The following is an 18,485-nucleotide window of genomic DNA, read 5'->3' as shown; positions in this document are numbered from 1 at the left end:
TTAAGCCAGCTCGACGATTTCCATGTACTCATCGGACCACAGATCTTCATCGCCGTCCGGCATAATAATCACGCGCTCAGGGTCGAGTGCCTTTACCGCACCCGGATCGTGGGTTACCAAGACCACCGCGCCCGTGTACGTATTGAGTGCATCGAGCACCTGCTCGCGGGAGATGGGGTCGAGGTTGTTGGTCGGCTCATCGAGAAGCAGTACGTTCGCGCGGCTGGAGACCAAAGTGGCCAGCGACAAGCGGGTTTTCTCACCGCCAGACAGCGTTCCAGCAGGCTGCTGCAGTTTATCGCCAGAAAACATAAACGCACCCAGCAGCCCGCGCAGCTCTTGCTGGTCCGCATCGGGACACGCCTCGATGGTATTTTCCCAGACGCTCTTATCCGGGTGGATATTGTCGTGCTCTTGGGCAAAGTAACCAATGCGCAAACCGTGGCCACTGACGATGCCCCCTTCGCCGTCGGTGCGCTCCTCGCCCGCCAAAAGCTTGAGCAAGGTGGTCTTACCGGCACCGTTATATCCCAGGACAACGACCCTGGAGCCCTTATCGATGGCCAGGTCCACGCCCGCGAACACCTCCAGCGAGCCATACATCTTGGTCAAGCCCTTGGCATTCATGGGCGTCTTGCCGCACGGGGCGGGCTCGGGGAATTTAATATTGGCTACCTTATCCGCAACGCGCACCTCGTCGAGGTCATTCATCATGCGCTCGGCTCGGTTCAGCATCTGCTTAGCCGCTGCGGCCTTGGTGGCCTTCGCGCCCAATTTCGCGGCCTGCTTTTGCAGCGCGGAGGCCTTCTTTTCCGCATTCGCGCGCTCGCGGCGCCGCCGCGCCTCATCGGTGGCACGTGCGTCGAGATACTTCTTATAGCCCATGTTGTAGACGTCCGCCTCGCCGCGCACCGCATCAAGGAACCAGACCTTATTACAGACCGCCTCGAGCAGCTCCACGTCGTGGGAAATCATGACCAGTCCGCCCTCATGCTTGGACAGGAACTGGCGGAGCCAGACAATGGAGTCCGCATCCAGGTGGTTTGTCGGCTCATCGAGGAGCAACGTGGTTTGGGACTTACCCGAGCCCTCGCTGGCGGCAAAAAGGATCTGCGCCAGCTCCACGCGGCGGCGCTGGCCACCCGAGAGCGTCTTGAGCTGCTGGTCTAAAACGCGCTGCGGCAGCCCCAAGTTATCGCAGATTTGAGCGCACTCGGAGTCGGCCTCGTAACCGCCCAAGGAATCGAATTGTTCTTCCAGGCGGGAATATTTACGGATAGCTTTGTCACGGAACTTCTCATCCGTGGCCGTTTCCATCAGCTCTTGCTGCTTGGCCATCCGCCGCTTAATATCATCCAGCCCACGGGCAGAGAGCACGCGCTCGCGCGCGGTTTGCTCGATATTGCCTTCACGCGAATCCTGCGGAAGGTAGCCAATCGGACCCGAGCGAGAAACCGCGCCCCCATAAGGCTCGGTCTCACCGGCCAAGATGCGCATGGTCGTGGTCTTTCCCGCACCATTGCGGCCCACTAGTCCGATGCGGTCGCCGGGTTGGACGCGGAGGTGCTGTCCGGGGGCATCGAGAAGCGTGCGGGCGCCTACGCGTACCTCAAAATCATTGGTCACAATCACGACAAGCCAGTCTAGCAACCAAAGCACAAGGCACTAATTCACGCAGAAAAGCGGCGGTAGTACTACCGCCGCTTTCCCGCTATTCCGTGGTGATTAAACCGCGAAGCCCAGAGCTTGGAGCTGCTCGCGGCCTTCTTCGGAAATCATGTGTGGGCCCCAAGGCGGCATCCACACCCAGTTGATACGCACGCCATCGGCAAGCTTCTTGCCGGTAACGATGTCCTCAACCTGCTCCGCAATGACATCGGTCAAAGGGCAGGCCGGCGAGGTCAGCGTCATGTTAATCATGGCGAGCTCTTTGCCATCTTCTTCTTCCAGCCACAGGTCATAGACCAAGCCCAAGTCAACAACGTTGATGCCGAGCTCCGGGTCGATGACATCGCGCATGAACTCGGTGATGTCAAAGGCCCTCGACAGCTGTTCTTCCGTCTGCTCCGGCCGCTCACCGCCTGCGCTGAAGGACGAATTCTCGTTCTGGTAAGGATCTACGGGATCGGTCATTTACTTCTCCACTTCATTGAGCGCATCTGCGGTGGCGGCCTGAAAAGCCTTCCACCCTAGCAGCGCGCATTTAACTCGTGCCGGGTATTGAGAAACGCCTGCAAAGGCAACACCATCGCCGATGATGTCCTCATCGCCTTCGTCCTGGCCACGCGAGGTAACCATCTTTTCAAACTCGGCAAGCTTTTTATTGGCTTCCTCCAAGGGCAGGCCGACGATCTCTTCCGCCATGACGGACGTCGATGCTTGGGAGATGGAGCAGCCTTCGGCGTCGTAGGACACATCCTCAACGGTCTTGCCATCTGCGGAAAGGTTGACGCGCAACGTGAGCTCATCACCGCATGAGGGGTTCACGTGGTGGACCTCTGCCTGGAACGGCTCGCGCAACCCCGCGTGTTGCGGATTTTTATAGTGATCCAAGATCACGTCTTGGTACATCGAATCAAGATTCATTAGGCAACTCCAAAGAAATCGCGGGCGGCCTTAATGGCTTCTACCAGCTTATCTACTTCGGCTTCCGTGTTGTATAGGTAAAAGCTGGCGCGCGCGGTGGACTGTGCACCGCAGGCGCGGTGCAGCGGCCATGCGCAGTGGTGACCTACGCGGATGGATACGCCCTGGTCATCGAGCACCTGCCCCAAATCGTGCGGGTGAACGCCTTCCACGGTAAAGGAGATGGCCGCGCCACGGTTTTCAGCCGTTTCTGGGCCGATGATGCGCAGGCCAGGAATCTCACGAAGCTGCTCCAAGGCATAGGCGGTGAGCTTCTGCTCGTGGGCATGGATATTATCCATCCCCACCTCCTCGAGGAACTTCACCGCTGCACCGAGGCCGACGACCTGGCTGGTCATCTGCGTTCCGGCTTCAAACCGCGTTGGCGGTTCCGCGAAGGTGGTGCCTTCCATCTTCACTACCTCGATCATGGATCCACCCGTGAGGAATGGAGGAAGCTTGCGCAGCAACTCGTCCTTGCCGTAGAGCACGCCCACACCACTGGGGCCACACATCTTGTGGCCTGAGAATGCGGCGAAATCCACATCCAAGGCATGGAAATCTACCGGCATGTGCGGGACGGATTGGCAGGCATCGAGCACCACCATGGCATTCACCGCGCGGGCGCGGCGCACCATCTCCTCGACATCGGATACCGCTCCAGTCACATTGGACTGATGAGTAAACGCAACAACCTTGACGGACTCGTCGAGCTCAAGCGAATCCAAGTCGATGCGGCCATCGTCAGTCAACGAGTACCACTTCAAGGTGGCACCGGTGCGCTCACAGAGCTCTTGCCACGGCACGAGGTTAGCGTGATGCTCGAGCTCCGTGATGACGACGGTATCGCCCTCTCCTACATAGAGCTCGCCCGCGCGCTCATCAGAAAGCGTATAGGCAACCTCATTAAGCGCCTCGGTGGCGTTTTTCGCAAAGGCAATCTCATCGCGATCCGCGCCAACAAAGGCGGCAATGGCCTGCCGGGCCGACTCATAGGCGTTATCCGCCTCCTCAGCCAGCTGGTACGAGCCGCGGTGAACCGGGGCGTTGGTATGGAGAACGAACTCCTCCTCTGCCTTCCATACCGGCAGCGGGCGCTGGGAGGTAGCCCCCGAATCCAGGTACACCAGCGGCTTATCGCCGCGCACGGTGCGCTGCAGGATTGGGAACTGCTCCCTAATTGCGTTTACATCAAATCCAGACATAAAACTTCTTCGATTCATCGAGGATGAACCAGCACTGGGCTGGTCTTTACTGCAGGAACTGGTCGTAGCCGTCAGACTCAAGCTGGTCTGCCAACTCGGCCCCGCCGGTCTTAACAACCTGGCCGTTAGCGAATACGTGCACGAAATCAGGCTGGACGTAGTTCAGGATGCGCTTGTAGTGGGTAATCATCAAGATGCCGCCATTGGTGTCATCCTGGTAGCGGTTGATGCCATCAGAAACAATGCGCAGCGCGTCAACGTCCAAGCCGGAGTCGGTCTCATCCATGACCGCGAACTTGGGCTTTAAGATGTCCAGCTGCATGACCTCGTGGCGCTTCTTCTCGCCACCGGAAAAGCCCTCGTTGACGGAGCGGGAGATGAAGGACTTATCAATCTTCAGGTTCTCGCGAGCCTCAGTAAGTTCCTTATTCCACTCGCGCAGCTTGGGGGCCTCGCCGCGGATGGAAGTCACGGCGGAGCGCATGAACTGCGATACCTTCACGCCAGGGACCTCGGTGGGGTACTGCATGGCCAAAAACAGGCCGGCGCGAGCGCGCTCGTCAACGGGCATGTCGAGGAGATTTTCGCCATCGAGAAGCACCTCGCCCTCGGTGACCTCGTACTTCGGGTGACCGGCAATGGTGTAGGACAAGGTGGACTTGCCGGAGCCGTTCGGTCCCATGATGGCGTGGATCTCGCCGGAGTTGATGGTGAGGTTGACGCCCTTCAGGATTTCCTTGGGCTCGCCGTTTTCTTCATTCGGCAGAACCTGGGCGTGGAGATTCTTAATTTCCAGAGTAGACATAGTTTTTGTGGGTTTCCTTCTGTAAGTGCGTTAAGCGGAGATCTTTTCCAGTTCTTCGGAAATGCGGTTTTCCAGTTCCTCGGACAGGGATTGCACCGGAATGCGGTGGATGACCTCATTGAAGAAGCCACGAATGATGAGGCGACGAGCCTCTGCCTCCGGAATGCCGCGGGACATCAGGTAGAACAGCTCGATATCGTCAAAGCGTCCCACCGTTGCGGCGTGGCCGGCGCCGGTGATTTCACCGGTTTCGATTTCCAAGTTCGGGATGGCGTCAGCGCGCGCACCGTCCGTGAGGATGAGGTTATTATTCGTCTCATAGGTATCGGTGCCCTGTGCGTTGGAGCGGATAAGCACGTCTCCTACCCAGCAGGTACGAGCCTCGTTCTTCTTCTCGCCCTGCAAAGCGCCCTTGTACAGGACATTTGAGCGGCAATTCGGAACCGAATGATCTACGAGCATGCGGTTTTCGAAGTACTGACCAGAATCGGCGAAATACACGCCCAGCAATTCGGCGTCGCCGCCGGGAGCGGTGAAGTTCACGCGCGGGACGATGCGCACGACCTCGCCGCCGAAGATGGCGGAGTTATGGCGCAGCACGGCATCGCGTCCCACCTGTGCCACCTGGTTAGACAGGTGCACCGCGTCGTTTTCCCAGTCGACATCCACGATGACGGTCAGGTGCGCGCCATCGCCGAGGATGAACTCCACGTTATCCGCATGGGTGCCAGAGCCAACGTACTTCAGCACAACGGTGGCCTCCGCATGGTGGCCAACCTCAATGGAGGTGGCGCCGAACGAGGTCACGTCCTCGCCCTTGCCCGTATAGGTAATGGTGATGGGATCTTCCACCTGCACCTCGGGGTCAACGGTTACCACTTGACCTTCCGGCATGGAGGTCCATGCCTGGGCGGCCACGCGGTCAGAAGGCTTGCCTACGCGGCCAAGACGCTCATCGTCGCGGCTTACAGTCTCCGCAGAAACGCCGGGGTGCTCGCTTACCTTCACATCCTGGGCCACCGCTTGAGCAAATTCCCCGTTGTGCAGGCCCCGCAGCTTGCGGAGGGAAACAAAGCGCCACACCTCGTCGCGGCCGTGCGGTACCGGGAAATCCTCCACGTTAGTAGAGGTAAAGACGTCACCCTTGGTGATCTTATCCGGATTGAATTCGTTCGAAGCGACCATTTCTTTAGCCGACCGATCCTTCCATTTGCAGTTCGATGAGGCGGTTGAGCTCGAGGGCGTACTCCATCGGCAGCTCCTTAGCAATCGGCTCAACGAAGCCACGCACGATCATTGCCATTGCTTCTTCTTCCGCAATGCCGCGGGACATGAGGTAGAACAGCTGTTCTTCAGAAACCTGCGAAACGGTAGCCTCGTGGCCCAGCGTGACGTACTCGTTGCGGATGTCGTTATACGGGTATGTGTCCGAACGCGAGATATTGTCCACGAGCAAGGCGTCACATTCCACGTTGGACGTGGAGTGGTGCGCATTTTGGTTGACCTGCACCAGTCCGCGGTAGGCAGCGCGACCGCCGGCGCGGGCAACGGACTTGGAGACGATATTGGAGGAGGTGTAGGGCGCCATGTGCGTCATCTTCGCACCGGTGTCCTGGAACTGTCCCTCGCCAGCGAAGGCGACGGAAAGCACCTCACCCTTAGCGTGCGGACCGGTCATCCACACGGCCGGGTACTTCATGGTGACCTTGGAGCCGATATTGCCATCGACCCATTCCATGGTGCCGCCCTCTTCCACCTTGGTGCGCTTGGTCACCAGGTTGTAGACGTTGCTGGACCAGTTCTGAATCGTCGTATAGCGGCAGCGGCCGCCCTTCTTCACGATGATCTCCACCACCGCGGAGTGCAGGGAGTCCGACTTGTAGATGGGCGCGGTGCAGCCTTCCACGTAGTGAACGTAGGCATCCTCATCCACGATGATAAGGGTGCGCTCGAACTGGCCCATGTTCTCGGTATTAATACGGAAGTAGGCCTGCAGCGGGATATCAACGTGCACGCCCTTCGGAACGTAAATGAAGGAGCCGCCGGACCACACTGCAGAGTTAAGCGCGGAGAACTTATTGTCACCGGCAGGAATAACGGTGCCGAAGTGTTCCTTAAAAAGCTCTGGGTAATCGCGCAGCGCGGTATCGGTATCAACGAAGATAACGCCCTGGCTTTCCAAGTCTTCGCGAATCTGGTGGTAGACAACCTCAGACTCGTACTGTGCTGCCACGCCGGCAACTAGGCGCTGCTTTTCCGCCTCTGGGATGCCCAGCTTATCGTAGGTGGCCTTAATATCATCCGGGAGGTCGTCCCAGGTCTGCGCCTGTTCTTCGGTGGACTTGACGTAGTACTTGATCTGGTCAAAGTCGATGCCGGAGAGATCCGCGCCCCAAGAAGGAATAGGCTTCTTGTCAAAGATATTAAGAGCCTTGAGACGCTGGTTCAGCATCCACTCCGGCTCACCCTTCTTTGCGGAAATATCGCGGACAACGTCCTTGTTCAGGCCACGGGCGGCAGAAGCGCCGGCCGAGTCCGAGTCGTGCCAGCCGTACTCATACGCACCAATAGAATCGATGATCTCATCATCGGTCATCTTATTATCAGGTGCCGATTGTGCCTGGGTCATGACTCGCTCCTTTCAGTATTAGTTTTGACAGGTGTCAAGGGGATATTCGTGGTACAAATTCCGTGGCCATCTGCGATAGAAGCCAGAGGTTGTACGTGTTTGCCTAAGAGGGCGGAAAAGACTTCCTGCTCTGCCTCGCACAGTTCGGGATGCTCGGCCGCCACATGGGCTACCGGGCAGTGGTGTTGACAGATTTGCACGCCCTGTCCAGCACGGTCCACGGTTGCGGCGTAACCGTGCTTATCTAGGGTTTCAGCCAGTTTGCGCGCCACTTCCTCAACCGATTCTCCCGAGTCCACAAAGGGACGCGCATCGGCGATAATGCGCTCAAACCGAGCCTTAGCGAAGTTCTTTACAGCCTCTGAACCGCCCGCAGAGCGCAGCGCGGTCAACGCTTCAGAAGCTAATTCATCATAGGCGTGGCCAAATTGCGCACGCCCACGATCCGTCAGGCGGAAGTGTTTTGCCGGTCGCCCACGACCCGCTCCGGAATGCATCCGCGAACGAGAAACTGGACGGCGCTCGACAACTTCCGTTAGTTCTTCTTCCACCAGAATGTCTAAATGCCGGCGGATCCCGGCGGTCGAAAGACCAAGGCGCTCACCCAGGTAAGAGGCGGTTACAGGGCCGTCCTTAAGCAATAGCAGCAGTACCTGGCGGCGGGTATCACCATCCGTGGACCGTGATTCTTTCACCGCCACATGCGCCGCTGCCGCGCGCTGTGAGTTAGCCATGCCCTAAAACCTCCCTTCCTTAGGTCAGTTGCCTGCAGTCACCGCGCTCCGTCGCGCCGGAAATGCCGTCGCCACGCAAGCGCCATAACTGCGCTTTCATCATTAGACAACACTAGTGTTCCTTAATTCATTCCGGAATGCCACCATTGCAGTCACCGGGCGTGGCGGCGGGGGTAAATTTCCCACCCCACGGTCCTCGCGTAAGGTCTTAAGCCATGAAAGGGAAACTACGGGGAGTGCTCGAGAGCGTTAAGGCAGAATTGCCGCGCTTGGGCACCGCAGGTTCTCGTTCCGCGCAGCTGCACGCCGAAGGCACCGGCGCGCAAGCCGGGGATACTCGCTACGATTTCATCACCCAAGCGCCAGAGGAACTGCAGCACACCACGGTCTCCCAAAAGCGCACCTTTTTCATCTTGCGGTGGGCCGGAACCGTCGGTTCCCTCCTCATTGCCTTTGGCGCTTTGGGAGCAGGCGCGCTGCCTGTAGTGGGCAACCCTTATGACAATGTGCCATTTGGCTCGCTCATGTCGCGTATGCTGCAGACCTCGTCTGCGCTTGTCATGGTGGGCGTGGGGCTTTTAGTAACGGCCTGGATTTTCCTCGCCCCCTTCGTGGGCACCCCGCTGCGCCAGGCGCGACCCGGCGAGCCCACCAGCGATCGCTCCCGCCGGCTGGTCTCCCCGCGCCAGCTGTGGATCACGTGGGCTGGGTGGATCATCCCCCTCATCTTTACCGCACCCTTATTTACCCAAGACATCTATTCTTATTTGGCCAATGGCTCCATCGTGGCCCAAGGGATGGATCCCTATTCCGCCGGCCCAGTTCAGCTCTTGGGCGCTGGCAACGAGCTCGCGCGCTCCGTTCCGTTTATCTGGGCGAATTCACCGTCACCATATGGGCCCGTTGCCTTGGGGCTGGCGGCCATCGTCAGCATCATCACCGGAAATTCCATTGTCTTAGGCGTCATCGCCCACCGCCTACTTTCCATCGTGGGCATCATCGTGGCCGGCTGGGCCATCACACAGCTTGCTCAGCGATGCCGCGTCTCCCCTGCCTCCGCACTATGGCTCGGCATCTTGAACCCGCTGACCATCCTTCACCTCGTCGGCGGTATCCATAATGAATCCATCATGCTTGGATTGTCGTTGCTGGGCATGGAGCTTGGATTAAGGGGCATCGATAAGCTGGGGCAGGATAAAAGAGGAGCCTACGTTGCGCTTATAGCCTCTGGCTTTTTCCTATCCTGCGCCGGAATGGTCAAGGTCACCGGCTTTATTGGGCTCGGCTTTATCGGCATGGCGTATGCCCGCCACCTGCACGTGCAGGCGCGCGTGCCGCGCTGGCGGGCCTTATTTATAGCCATTGCCGTGCAGGGCGCGGTGCTCGTAGTCACCATTGCGCTCATCAGTATCATCACGGGCATTAACCTCGGGTGGATTACCGGGCAAGGCGGAGCCGCCACGATTCGCTCCTGGCTTTCCCTATCCACGGCCACGGGAGTGGGCGCCGGTTTCCTCGGCATGTTTTTAGGCCTTGGGGACCACACCGATGCCATATTGACCATCACGCGCAGTTTCGGCGTCTTGGTCGCCGTCGCCTTCATGTCCCGCATGCTCTTTGCCACGCTGCGCGGATATATCCACCCCGTGGGCGGGCTGGGAATCTCTACCCTCGTGCTCGTTATCTTCTTCCCAGTGGTCCACCCGTGGTACATCCTCTGGGCCGTTTTGCCGTTGGCGGCGTGGGCGAACCGGCACATCTTCCGGTTTAGCGTCGTTGCCTATACCGGCGCGATGAGCTTTTTCGTCCTACCGCGCGGCTTGGGTTTGCCTGCCGGGACGGTGCTTTCCATTTATATCGCCGCTGCCTGCACATTCGCCGTAGTAGCCGGCGTGTGGTGGGTTGCAATGCGCCGAAACGGAATCCGTGTCTTAAACTAGGCACCCGTGAATGCAATTCCAGCTGATAACCCCGCCCTGTCCTTGGACGGTGTGGTAAAGAAATTTGGCCCCACGGCAGCCGTCAATGGGCTCAGCCTGAGCGTTGCACACGGCGAAATATTTTGCCTGCTCGGGCCCAATGGTGCTGGCAAGTCCACCACCATCGAAATGTCTGAAGGCTTTATCCACCCCACCGCCGGATCCATTAAGGTCTTGGGCCTTGACCCCAGCACCGCACCAGATAAGGTGCGCGAAAAAGTGGGAATCATGCTACAAGGCGGCGGGTCCTATTCAGGCATCCGCGTGCTAGAGATGCTGGAATTGACCGCTCGCTATAACGCCAATCCACTGCCACCGGAATGGTTGCTCGAGACCCTCGGCTTGCAAGGCGTGGCACGCACGTCCTACCGGCGGCTGTCCGGCGGGCAACAACAGCGGCTATCGCTGGCACTCGCGGTCATCGGCAGGCCCGAGCTGGTTTTCCTCGATGAACCCACCGCAGGCATGGACGCCCAATCCCGCCTCGCCGTGTGGGACCTCATCCGCGCCCTCAAGCGCGACGGGGCCACCGTTATTCTGACCACCCACCTGATGGATGAGGCTGAATCACTGGCGGATCAGATCGCCATCATGGATCACGGCGCGCTCGTGGCGCAGGGAACGCCGGCGGAACTTACCGCCCAGGGCGAGGGCGCCGGTTTTAGTTTTAGTGCCAACTCCGCAGTCGATCTGGACGCCTTGCAGCGAATTGGGATCCCCACGACCGCCTCGCGGCCACTGCACTACCGCGTGAGCCAGCCCAGTTCACCGGAACTGATTTCCGCCCTCGCCGCCGAGCTCGCCCGGCAAGGAGTGCTTTTGCGAAGCCTGGAATCCCACCACCGGAACCTCGAGGAAGTATTCCTTGATCTCACAGGCAGGCACTTGCGCAGTTGATGAAGCCTCGTGCCTTGTCTTCATCCTAGAATCACCAATACACGCACCCACTACAAGCGAATTTTCAAGGAATAGGCCCCCGATTATGAGCACAACGTTTTCCCCCGGCACCTTCCGCCCAGCACCCAAGCGGGCGAGTGCGGGCGCCATCATCCTTGCCCAAGGCGTCATGGAAGCCAAGCTCATGCTGCGCCACGGCGAACAACAACTGCTCAGCATCGTTATCCCACTCGCCATCCTGATTGGGACCGCCCACCTGGAATCAACCACAGGCCATGGTCTACACGAGGTCTTTCCCATGGTGCTTGCGGTAGCGGCGACGTCGGCTGGTTTCACCGGGCAAGCAATTTCCCTGGCCTTTGACCGCCGCTATGGGGCCTTAAAGCGCACCGGCGCTTCCGGCGTACCGGCGTGGGCGATTATCGGCGGCAAGATCATAGGCGTGCTGACGATGGTGGTATTCCAGATTCTGGTGCTCGGTGCCACGGCCTTTGCCCTGGGTCTGCGCATCAGTGTGCCCGGTATTTTGCTCATGATCGTCTCGCTCATATTTGGCGTCGCCGCCTTTACCGCCATGGGTTTGGTGCTTGGCGGCACCCTTAGCTCTGAGGCCGTACTCGCGCTGGCCAACCTCATTTGGTTCATCCTGCTGGCGATCGTCGGCTGGACTCTTTACTCCCAGGGTTTGGGGGATAATGGCCTGCTCAACATCGTGCCCACCGTGGCGCTAGCGGGCGCGCTTGCCGATGCCTCCAATTCCACCTTTCCTGGCATCGAACTCATTTCCTTGACCGCGTGGCTGGCAGTGGCGTCGTATGCGGCCGTTCGTTGGTTCCGTTTCGACGGCTAAATGTGAGTTATACCCAGTTCCCCGCGAAATAGAGCCAAAGGTTTCGGCTCGCTACACACCCCCTAGTAAGATGCAGCTTGTGAATTACTGGACCAGAACTAAACGCTTTTTTAAAGAAGCCGTCCCTACCGTGGAGCAACAGCGACTTATCGCGCTGATCCTGATCTTCTGCCAAGGCGGCATCACCGTATCTGGTTCCATCGTCCGCGTCACCGGTTCCGGCCTGGGTTGCCCCACCTGGCCCCAATGCCAGCCTGGTTCCTTGGTACCGGTAGAGGGCGCAGCACCGGCAATCCACCAGATCATTGAGTTTGGTAATCGCCTGCTCACCTTCGTCGATTCCGCCGCAGCAGGCGCGGCAGTCATCGCCATGTATATGGCGTGCCGCCGGCCTGAGCTCAGGGTCTATGCATGGCTCAACGTGGCCGGCATCGTCCTGCAGGCCGTCATCGGCGGCATCTCCGTGCACTTGGATCTGCGCTGGTGGTCCGTGGCTCTTCACTTCCTGCCTTCCATGGTGCTGGTGTGGCTTGCCTGCATGCTGTATGCCCGCATCAAAGAACCCGATGATGGCACCGCCCAGCCGCGGTTCCCGCAAGCGATTCGCATCCTCGCCGTCATCGCGACCATCGCCCTCTCGATCGTCCTGATCACCGGGACGATGGTGACCGGTTCCGGCGTCCACTCCGGCGACTCCGGCGTGGGAATGGACGGCCGCTTGGATGTGGATACCGAGTCCATGGCCATCGCCCACGCCATGTGCATGTACGTCTACCTCATCTTTACCGCCATTACCGTCTTCCTGCTGTACAAGCACCGCACCCCGCAGGAGACCAAGAAGGCAGGGTGGGTCCTTATCGTCTGCATCCTCATCCAGTGGGCCGTGGGCGTCTTGCAGTTCTACCTGGGCGTGCCGCGGTGGACGGTCCCCTTCCACATAGGTATGTCCGCCGTGGTCACCGGCTTTACCGCCCTGCTCTGGGCACACGGGCGCCACCGCGTCGGTGGCACGCCAGACCTCATCTCGGGCTCTCCCGCCGGCGACGATAAATACGCCGTTCGCCAGCAATCATTAAATGAGGAACGCGCCGCCGTCTAGGATTTAGACAGCACAATTTTTCTGCAGCTACTGCGCTTTGTGGGATAGCATGGCCTTATGCATGCTATCCAGATCACAGAAACGGGCGGGCCGGAAGTCCTGCGCTACGCCGAGGTTCCTGCGCCCACGCCTAGTGAGGACGAAGTCTTAGTTGATGTCACCGTGGCGGGCGTGAACTATATCGATACCTACTACCGCGAGGGTATCTATAACGCCCAGACGCCTTTTATCCCTGGCTTTGAGGGAACGGGGCGCGTTGTCCACGATCCCAAGGGGGAAATTGCGGAAGGCTCCCTAGTGGCATGGCACCACGCCTTTGGTTCCTATGCCGAGCAGGTCTGCGTCCCCCGGAACGGCCTTGTCGCTGTACCGGATGATTTCCCCACCGAGATCGCTGCCTCCATGCTGCTACAGGGCATGACCGCCCACTTCCTTTCCCACGGCGTGTATGAGCTTGGCGAAGGCGCTACCTGCCTCATTACCGCTGGTGCGGGCGGTGTGGGCCAGCTGTTGACCCAAATGGCATCCTCTTTGGGGGCAACGGTCTATACGGTTGTCTCCACCGATGAAAAGGAAGAGATCTCGTATAAGTGCGGCGCCGACCATGTCTTTCGCTACAGCGATGGTTTGGGCGAGCAGGTTCGTCGGTTTAATGGCGGCCGCGGCGTCGATGTGGTCTATGACGGCGTGGGGCAAGCCACCTTCTTCGAATCGCTCGAGGCCGTTCGCCCGCGCGGCACCGTCGCGCTCTTTGGTGCCGCTTCTGGCCCGGTTGAGCCCATCGATCCGCAGCTGCTCAATAAGCATGGCTCCATCTTCTTGACCCGGCCTTCGCTCGGCGCGTGGACGGCGCAAGAGGGCGAATTCCAGATGCGTGCGCAAGCTGTCGTCCAGGCCGTGATGGACGGGGACCTCAAGTTCAACGTATCGGCCTCCTATCCCTTGGAAGAAGCAGAGCAGGCCCACCGCGACCTACAATCGCGTAGCACCACCGGTTCTATTGTTCTGCGGGTAAAGCAGGACTAAGGAAGAATAAAGCGCGAGCCACACGGGCTCGCGCTGCAGCGTGCTACTGGGTTCTAAAACAGGGTGGCGGACCAACCAAGCATCCGGCCGATTGGCTCCCAACCTATGACGGCATCGATGGACAGGCCAATAAAGAGTACCGACAGGTAGTTATTTGAATAGATAAACAGGCGCATGGGTTTTACCTTTGCGCCTTTCTTTACGCCTTGGTGCAGGCGGATGGCTAGCCATAAGAAAACCGCGCCAGAAGTTACGGCGGCAATGAGGTAAATCCACGATGCCGCGGGGACGATCAGCAGCGTGACGATAACCGTGCCAACGGAATACCACACGATTTGGCGGGTTACTTCTTGTTCCGTCGCCACGACCGGCAGCATCGGCACCCCGGCCTTGCGGTAATCTTCCTTGTATTTCATGGCCAAGGCCCAGGTATGTGGCGGGGTCCAGAAAAAGATAATGAGGAATAGGACTATTGCCTGCCACCAGCGGTCGGGCTCGCCCGCTGGCGCGTTATCGCGGATCACGGCCCAGCCCACCATGGCCGGCATACATCCTGCTAAACCGCCCCACACGATGTTTTGGGCATTGCGCATCTTCAAAAACTTGGTGTAGACGAATACATAGAAAAAGTTCGTGAGGATGACGAAGAACGCCGCCAACCAAGAATTTGCCAGGATGCCCAGCCACAGCACCGACACCACGAGCATGATCCAAGCAAAGATCGCCGCGTTCCGCTTCGAAATCGTGGCGCGCACAAGTGGGCGCGCGCGGGTGCGTTGCATCTTTTGGTCAATTTCATAATCGACCACATTATTAAAGGTATGGGCGGCCGCAGCGCCCATCCATCCACCGAAAATGGTGGAAATGATGAGCCAGATATTTTCAGAAACCGCCTCAACGCCCCGTTGTGCTTGGAGCATCGCCGGAATTGCGGCCACGAGGAGGAGTTCAATAATCCTCGGCTTCGTTAGCGCAAAATAGGCCTTGATGGTCTCCAAGGAATTCCTCCACTATCTGAACAGACGTTGATCTACAGCACACACGCTACACAGTGCGCTATGCCCACGGTGTAGTGGTCGCACGCTCCGGCACAAAAGTTCCGGAGAATTAATTCACACTATGGCTTACATATAAAATGCGCTACACATGGATCGTAGCAATGCAGCGGAAATGCAGAGAGTAACTAATGCTGTGCCGTACACCGCTTAGCCATGCCAGCTTACCGGTTCCCCGCGGCTTTCAATAATTCCGCACCGCCGTCAAAAAAGTAACTAGACTGTGTGGAGTTCAGTAATTAACGCCTAGATTTAAGCGAGGCCTTATACCGTGTCGAAAGATAATTTGTCCCCAGACCTGCAAGCTATGGTCGAGCGCCGTTATCCGGACGACTGGACAGACACTGATACTCGCGCGGTCGACACTGTGCGCGTGCTTGCTGCCGATGCCGTCCAAAACTGCGGCTCCGGGCACCCAGGCACGGCGATGTCGCTGGCTCCCCTCGCCTACACGCTCTACCAGCGCGTTATCAACCACGACCCCAATGACGTGAATTGGGCAGGGCGCGACCGCTTCGTATTGTCTGTCGGCCACTCTTCCCTGACCCTCTACATCCAGCTCTTCTTGGGTGGATTCGGTTTGGAGATGAAAGATCTCGAGCAGCTCCGCACCTGGGGCTCCCTTACCCCTGGCCACCCTGAGGTGCACCACACCGATGGCGTGGAGATCACCACCGGTCCACTCGGCCAGGGTCTGGCATCTTCGGTAGGTATGGCGATGGCCGCCCGCAAGGAGCGCGGCCTCTTCGATCCTGAGGCACCAGTCGGCCAATCCCCCTTCGATCATTACGTCTACACCATTGCCTCCGACGGCGACCTGCAGGAAGGCGTTACCGCTGAGGCATCGTCTTTGGCAGGCACCCAGAAGCTGGGCAACCTGATTGTCTTCTGGGATGACAACCGCATTTCCATCGAGGATGACACCAATATCGCCTTCAACGAGGACGTCGCTGCGCGCTATGAGGCATACGGCTGGCACGTCCAGACCGTTGAGTCCGGCGAGGACGTCGTTGCCATTGAAGAGGCAGTGCGCAATGCCCAGCAGGAAACGGAGCGCCCCTCCTTCATCCGCGTGAAGACGGTCATTGGCTACCCTGCCCCCACCAAGATGAATACCGGCAGCGTCCACGGCGCCGCGCTTGGCGATGACGAAGTTGCCGCCACCAAGGAAGTCCTCGGCTTCGACCCAGAAAAGACCTTCCACATTGATGATGAGGTCTTGGCCCACACCCGCAAGCTGCGCGAGCGGGGCGCCGAAAAGCACGCGCAGTGGCAAGAGAAGTTCGACGCGTGGGCGGCAAACAACGCAGAGAATAAGGCGCTCTTTGACCGCATGAGCGCCCGCGAATTGCCGGAGAACTTCGATGCCGAGCTCCCCGTATGGGAGCCAGGGGATGCGATTGCCACCCGTAAGGCCTCTGAGGCGACCATCCAGGCGCTGGCCGCCGCCTTGCCGGAAATGTGGGGCGGATCGGCCGACCTGGCGGGGTCCAATAACACCGTGATTAAGGGCGCGGATTCCTTCGGCCCTGAAAACATCACCACCAATAAGTGGTCTGCGCAGCCATATGGCCGCAACCTTCACTTTGGCATCCGCGAGCACGCGATGTCCGCCATCATGAACGGCATCGCCCTCCACGGAAATACCCGCGTATATGGCGGTACCTTCCTGATCTTCTCCGAGTATCAGTACCCTGCCGTGCGCCTCGGCTCGCTGATGTCTACCGATACCTACTACGTGTGGACGCACGATTCCATTGGTTTGGGCGAAGACGGCCCTACCCACCAGCCGGTAGAAACCCTGTCAGCCTTGCGCGCCATTCCGAATTTGTCCGTCATCCGGCCTGCCGATGCCAATGAAACCGCGCAAGCTTGGGCCGCAGCGATGGAATACAAGGCAGCCCCGAAGGGCCTTGCGCTCAGCCGCCAGAGCCTCCCCATCTTGGAAGGCACCAAGGAAAAGGCACACGATGGCGTTCGCCGCGGTGCCTACACCTTGGTCGCAGGCTCCAAGGATGAGCCCGATGTCATCTTGCTGGCCACCGGCTCGGAGGTACAGCTCGCCGTGGAGGCCGCCCAGCAGCTCGAAAGCGAAGGCACGGCCGCTCGCGTGGTATCCGCGCCGTGCCTGGAGTGGTTCGACGAGCAGGACACAGAGTACCGCGAATCGGTTCTGCCCAGCAGCGTGAGGGCCCGCGTTTCCGTCGAGGCCGGCCTCGCTCAGTCCTGGCACAAGTACACCGGTACTTTCGGCCGCAACGTCTCCCTAGAGCACTACGGCGCCTCCGCTCCCGGCGATGAGCTCTTCGAAAAGTTTGGCTTCACCTCTGCTGCGGTAGCCGATGCCGCACGCGAGAGCATCGCCGAAGCTCAAAGCTAAGCCCCACCTCACCGACGCTAAAAGGAATGACTATGAACAACATTTCTGAACTTGCCCAATTGGGCACCTCCACGTGGCTCGATGATCTCTCGCGCCAGCGCTTGGAATCCGGAAACTTGAAGGAGATTATTTCCTCCAAGTCCATCGTGGGCGTAACCACCAACCCGGCCATCTTCGCCACCGCCATGACCAGCGGCACGGCCTATGACGAAGACCTGGCGGCCTTGAAGGAGAAGAACGCTTCGGCCGATGAAGCCGTCTACTCCCTGGCCATTACGGACGTACAAAACGCCTGTGACCTTTTTGCCGATATCTATGCTGAGACCGACGGCCAGGATGGCCGCGTATCCATCGAGGTGGATCCGCGCATCTCCGACGATGCCGCGGCAACTCTCAAGCAGGCCCGCGAACTGTGGGACCAGGTGGCCCGCCCCAATGCGATGATCAAGATTCCGGCTACCAAGGGCTCCCTCCCCGCTATCGAGGATGCCTTGGCAGAGGGAATCAGCGTCAATGTCACCCTGATCTTCTCGGTGTCTCGCTACCGCGAGGTCATCTCCGCATTCCAGGCTGGGCTCAAGCGCGCGGCCGAGGGTGGCAAGGACATCACCAAGATCCATTCGGTCGCATCGTTCTTCGTCTCCCGCCTAGATACGGAAGTTGATAAGCGCTTAGAGGCTATCGGTTCCGAAGAGGCCTTGTCCCTCCGCGGCAAGGCCGGTGTCGCTAACGCGCAGCGTGCCTACGCCCTCTTCCAAGAGGAATTGCTCGGTGACAACGGCCTCCCAGAAGGCGCACCCGTACAGCGACCACTGTGGGCTTCCACGGGCGTAAAAAACCCTGACTACCCAGCAACGCTGTACGTGACCGAGCTGGCTGGGCCGCACACGGTAAATACCATGCCGGAAAAGACCATTGATGCGGTCCTGCAGGAAGGTGGTTTCCACGGAGATACCCTATCCACTGCCGGCGAAGAAGCCGAGAAGGTCTTCTCCCAGCTCGAATCGGTGGGCATTGACCTAGAAGATGTCTTTGTGGTCCTTGAGCGCGAGGGCGTGGATAAGTTCGTCGCCGCGTGGAATGACCTCCTTGATTCCCTCAATCAGCGACTCGCGTAAACTACGACCGTGGTCCTAGCCCCGCCGGAAAGCCGGCGGGGCATTATGACGCCATTAGTTGAAAGACTGCTTAGCTTTTCCCT

The 18,485-nt window shown here is 59.1% G+C and carries 16 protein-coding genes; 7 read left to right on the top strand and 9 right to left on the bottom strand.

All coding sequences use genetic code 11. From position 1 onward, the window contains the following. The 8 genes from ABRP93_RS01040 to ABRP93_RS01005 form a co-directional block, all read right to left on the bottom strand. Window positions 1–1,632 (bottom strand): ABC-F family ATP-binding cassette domain-containing protein, encoded by a 1,632-nt coding sequence (locus ABRP93_RS01040; protein WP_034659222.1) that lies wholly within the window; start codon window positions 1,630–1,632, stop codon window positions 1–3. 93 nt (window positions 1,633–1,725) lie between these two features. Then, window positions 1,726–2,133, bottom strand: coding sequence for a metal-sulfur cluster assembly factor (locus ABRP93_RS01035; protein ID WP_349886529.1), 408 nt, complete (start codon window positions 2,131–2,133; stop codon window positions 1,726–1,728). Beyond that, a complete protein-coding gene (gene sufU / locus ABRP93_RS01030) occupies window positions 2,134–2,586 on the bottom strand; it encodes a Fe-S cluster assembly sulfur transfer protein SufU (RefSeq protein ID WP_005279143.1) in 453 nt (150 codons plus the stop codon). Then, complete coding sequence (locus ABRP93_RS01025) at window positions 2,586–3,830, bottom strand: cysteine desulfurase (protein WP_349886528.1); 1,245 nt, start codon at window positions 3,828–3,830, stop codon at window positions 2,586–2,588. Before ABRP93_RS01025 ends, sufU begins: the two co-directional genes overlap by 1 nt. Window positions 3,831–3,876: 46 nt before the next feature. After that, complete coding sequence (gene sufC / locus ABRP93_RS01020; RefSeq protein ID WP_005279139.1) at window positions 3,877–4,635, bottom strand: Fe-S cluster assembly ATPase SufC; 759 nt, start codon at window positions 4,633–4,635, stop codon at window positions 3,877–3,879. 30 nt (window positions 4,636–4,665) lie between these two features. After that, the gene (gene sufD, locus ABRP93_RS01015) at window positions 4,666–5,820 is read right to left on the bottom strand and encodes a Fe-S cluster assembly protein SufD (protein ID WP_023022419.1); all 1,155 of its coding nucleotides are present in this window, start codon (window positions 5,818–5,820) and stop codon (window positions 4,666–4,668) included. A 4-nt stretch (window positions 5,821–5,824) separates the two neighbouring features. Beyond that, on the bottom strand, window positions 5,825–7,264 hold the full coding sequence (gene sufB, locus ABRP93_RS01010) for a Fe-S cluster assembly protein SufB (protein WP_349886527.1): 1,440 nt from the start codon (window positions 7,262–7,264) through the stop codon (window positions 5,825–5,827). Continuing rightward, window positions 7,261–7,998 carry a helix-turn-helix transcriptional regulator gene (locus ABRP93_RS01005; RefSeq protein WP_349886526.1) on the bottom strand — a complete coding sequence of 246 codons (738 nt, stop codon included), beginning with the start codon at window positions 7,996–7,998 and terminating at the stop codon, window positions 7,261–7,263. Before ABRP93_RS01005 ends, sufB begins: the two co-directional genes overlap by 4 nt. Before the next feature lie 215 nt (window positions 7,999–8,213). Between ABRP93_RS01005 and mptB the strand changes: the two genes are divergently transcribed. From mptB to ABRP93_RS00980, 5 genes are all read left to right on the top strand, one after another. Further along, the gene (gene mptB, locus ABRP93_RS01000; protein ID WP_023022424.1) at window positions 8,214–9,938 is read left to right on the top strand and encodes a polyprenol phosphomannose-dependent alpha 1,6 mannosyltransferase MptB; all 1,725 of its coding nucleotides are present in this window, start codon (window positions 8,214–8,216) and stop codon (window positions 9,936–9,938) included. A gap of 6 nt (window positions 9,939–9,944) precedes the next feature. After that, window positions 9,945–10,874: an ABC transporter ATP-binding protein gene (locus ABRP93_RS00995; protein ID WP_023022426.1), complete on the top strand. Its 930-nt coding sequence runs from the start codon at window positions 9,945–9,947 to the stop codon at window positions 10,872–10,874. Window positions 10,875–10,959: 85 nt separating this feature from the next. Next, window positions 10,960–11,724 (top strand): ABC transporter permease, encoded by a 765-nt coding sequence (locus tag ABRP93_RS00990; RefSeq protein ID WP_023022428.1) that lies wholly within the window; start codon window positions 10,960–10,962, stop codon window positions 11,722–11,724. Between the two features lie 70 nt (window positions 11,725–11,794). After that, the gene (locus ABRP93_RS00985; protein ID WP_349862209.1) at window positions 11,795–12,823 is read left to right on the top strand and encodes a COX15/CtaA family protein; all 1,029 of its coding nucleotides are present in this window, start codon (window positions 11,795–11,797) and stop codon (window positions 12,821–12,823) included. Window positions 12,824–12,880: 57 nt separating this feature from the next. Further along, window positions 12,881–13,849 (top strand): quinone oxidoreductase family protein, encoded by a 969-nt coding sequence (locus ABRP93_RS00980; protein WP_023022432.1) that lies wholly within the window; start codon window positions 12,881–12,883, stop codon window positions 13,847–13,849. Between the two features lie 53 nt (window positions 13,850–13,902). Here ABRP93_RS00980 and ABRP93_RS00975 read toward each other — a convergent pair whose 3' ends face one another. Beyond that, a complete protein-coding gene (locus ABRP93_RS00975; RefSeq protein ID WP_005279123.1) occupies window positions 13,903–14,847 on the bottom strand; it encodes a heme o synthase in 945 nt (314 codons plus the stop codon). A 364-nt stretch (window positions 14,848–15,211) separates the two neighbouring features. On the opposite strand from ABRP93_RS00975, the gene tkt reads away from it, so the two are divergent. Together tkt and tal are read left to right on the top strand one after the other, a co-directional pair. Next, on the top strand, window positions 15,212–17,284 hold the full coding sequence (tkt, locus tag ABRP93_RS00970) for a transketolase (RefSeq protein WP_349886577.1): 2,073 nt from the start codon (window positions 15,212–15,214) through the stop codon (window positions 17,282–17,284). A gap of 32 nt (window positions 17,285–17,316) precedes the next feature. Beyond that, on the top strand, window positions 17,317–18,402 hold the full coding sequence (gene tal, locus ABRP93_RS00965) for a transaldolase (protein WP_349886524.1): 1,086 nt from the start codon (window positions 17,317–17,319) through the stop codon (window positions 18,400–18,402). Window positions 18,403–18,485 lie beyond the last annotated feature (83 nt).

Source organism: Corynebacterium sp. KPL2850 (assembly GCF_040225855.1).
Taxonomy (GTDB): Bacteria; Actinomycetota; Actinomycetes; order Mycobacteriales; family Mycobacteriaceae; genus Corynebacterium.
The sequence above is the reverse complement of the archived record's forward strand: the minus strand, read 5'-3'. Positions and strand labels throughout refer to the sequence as shown.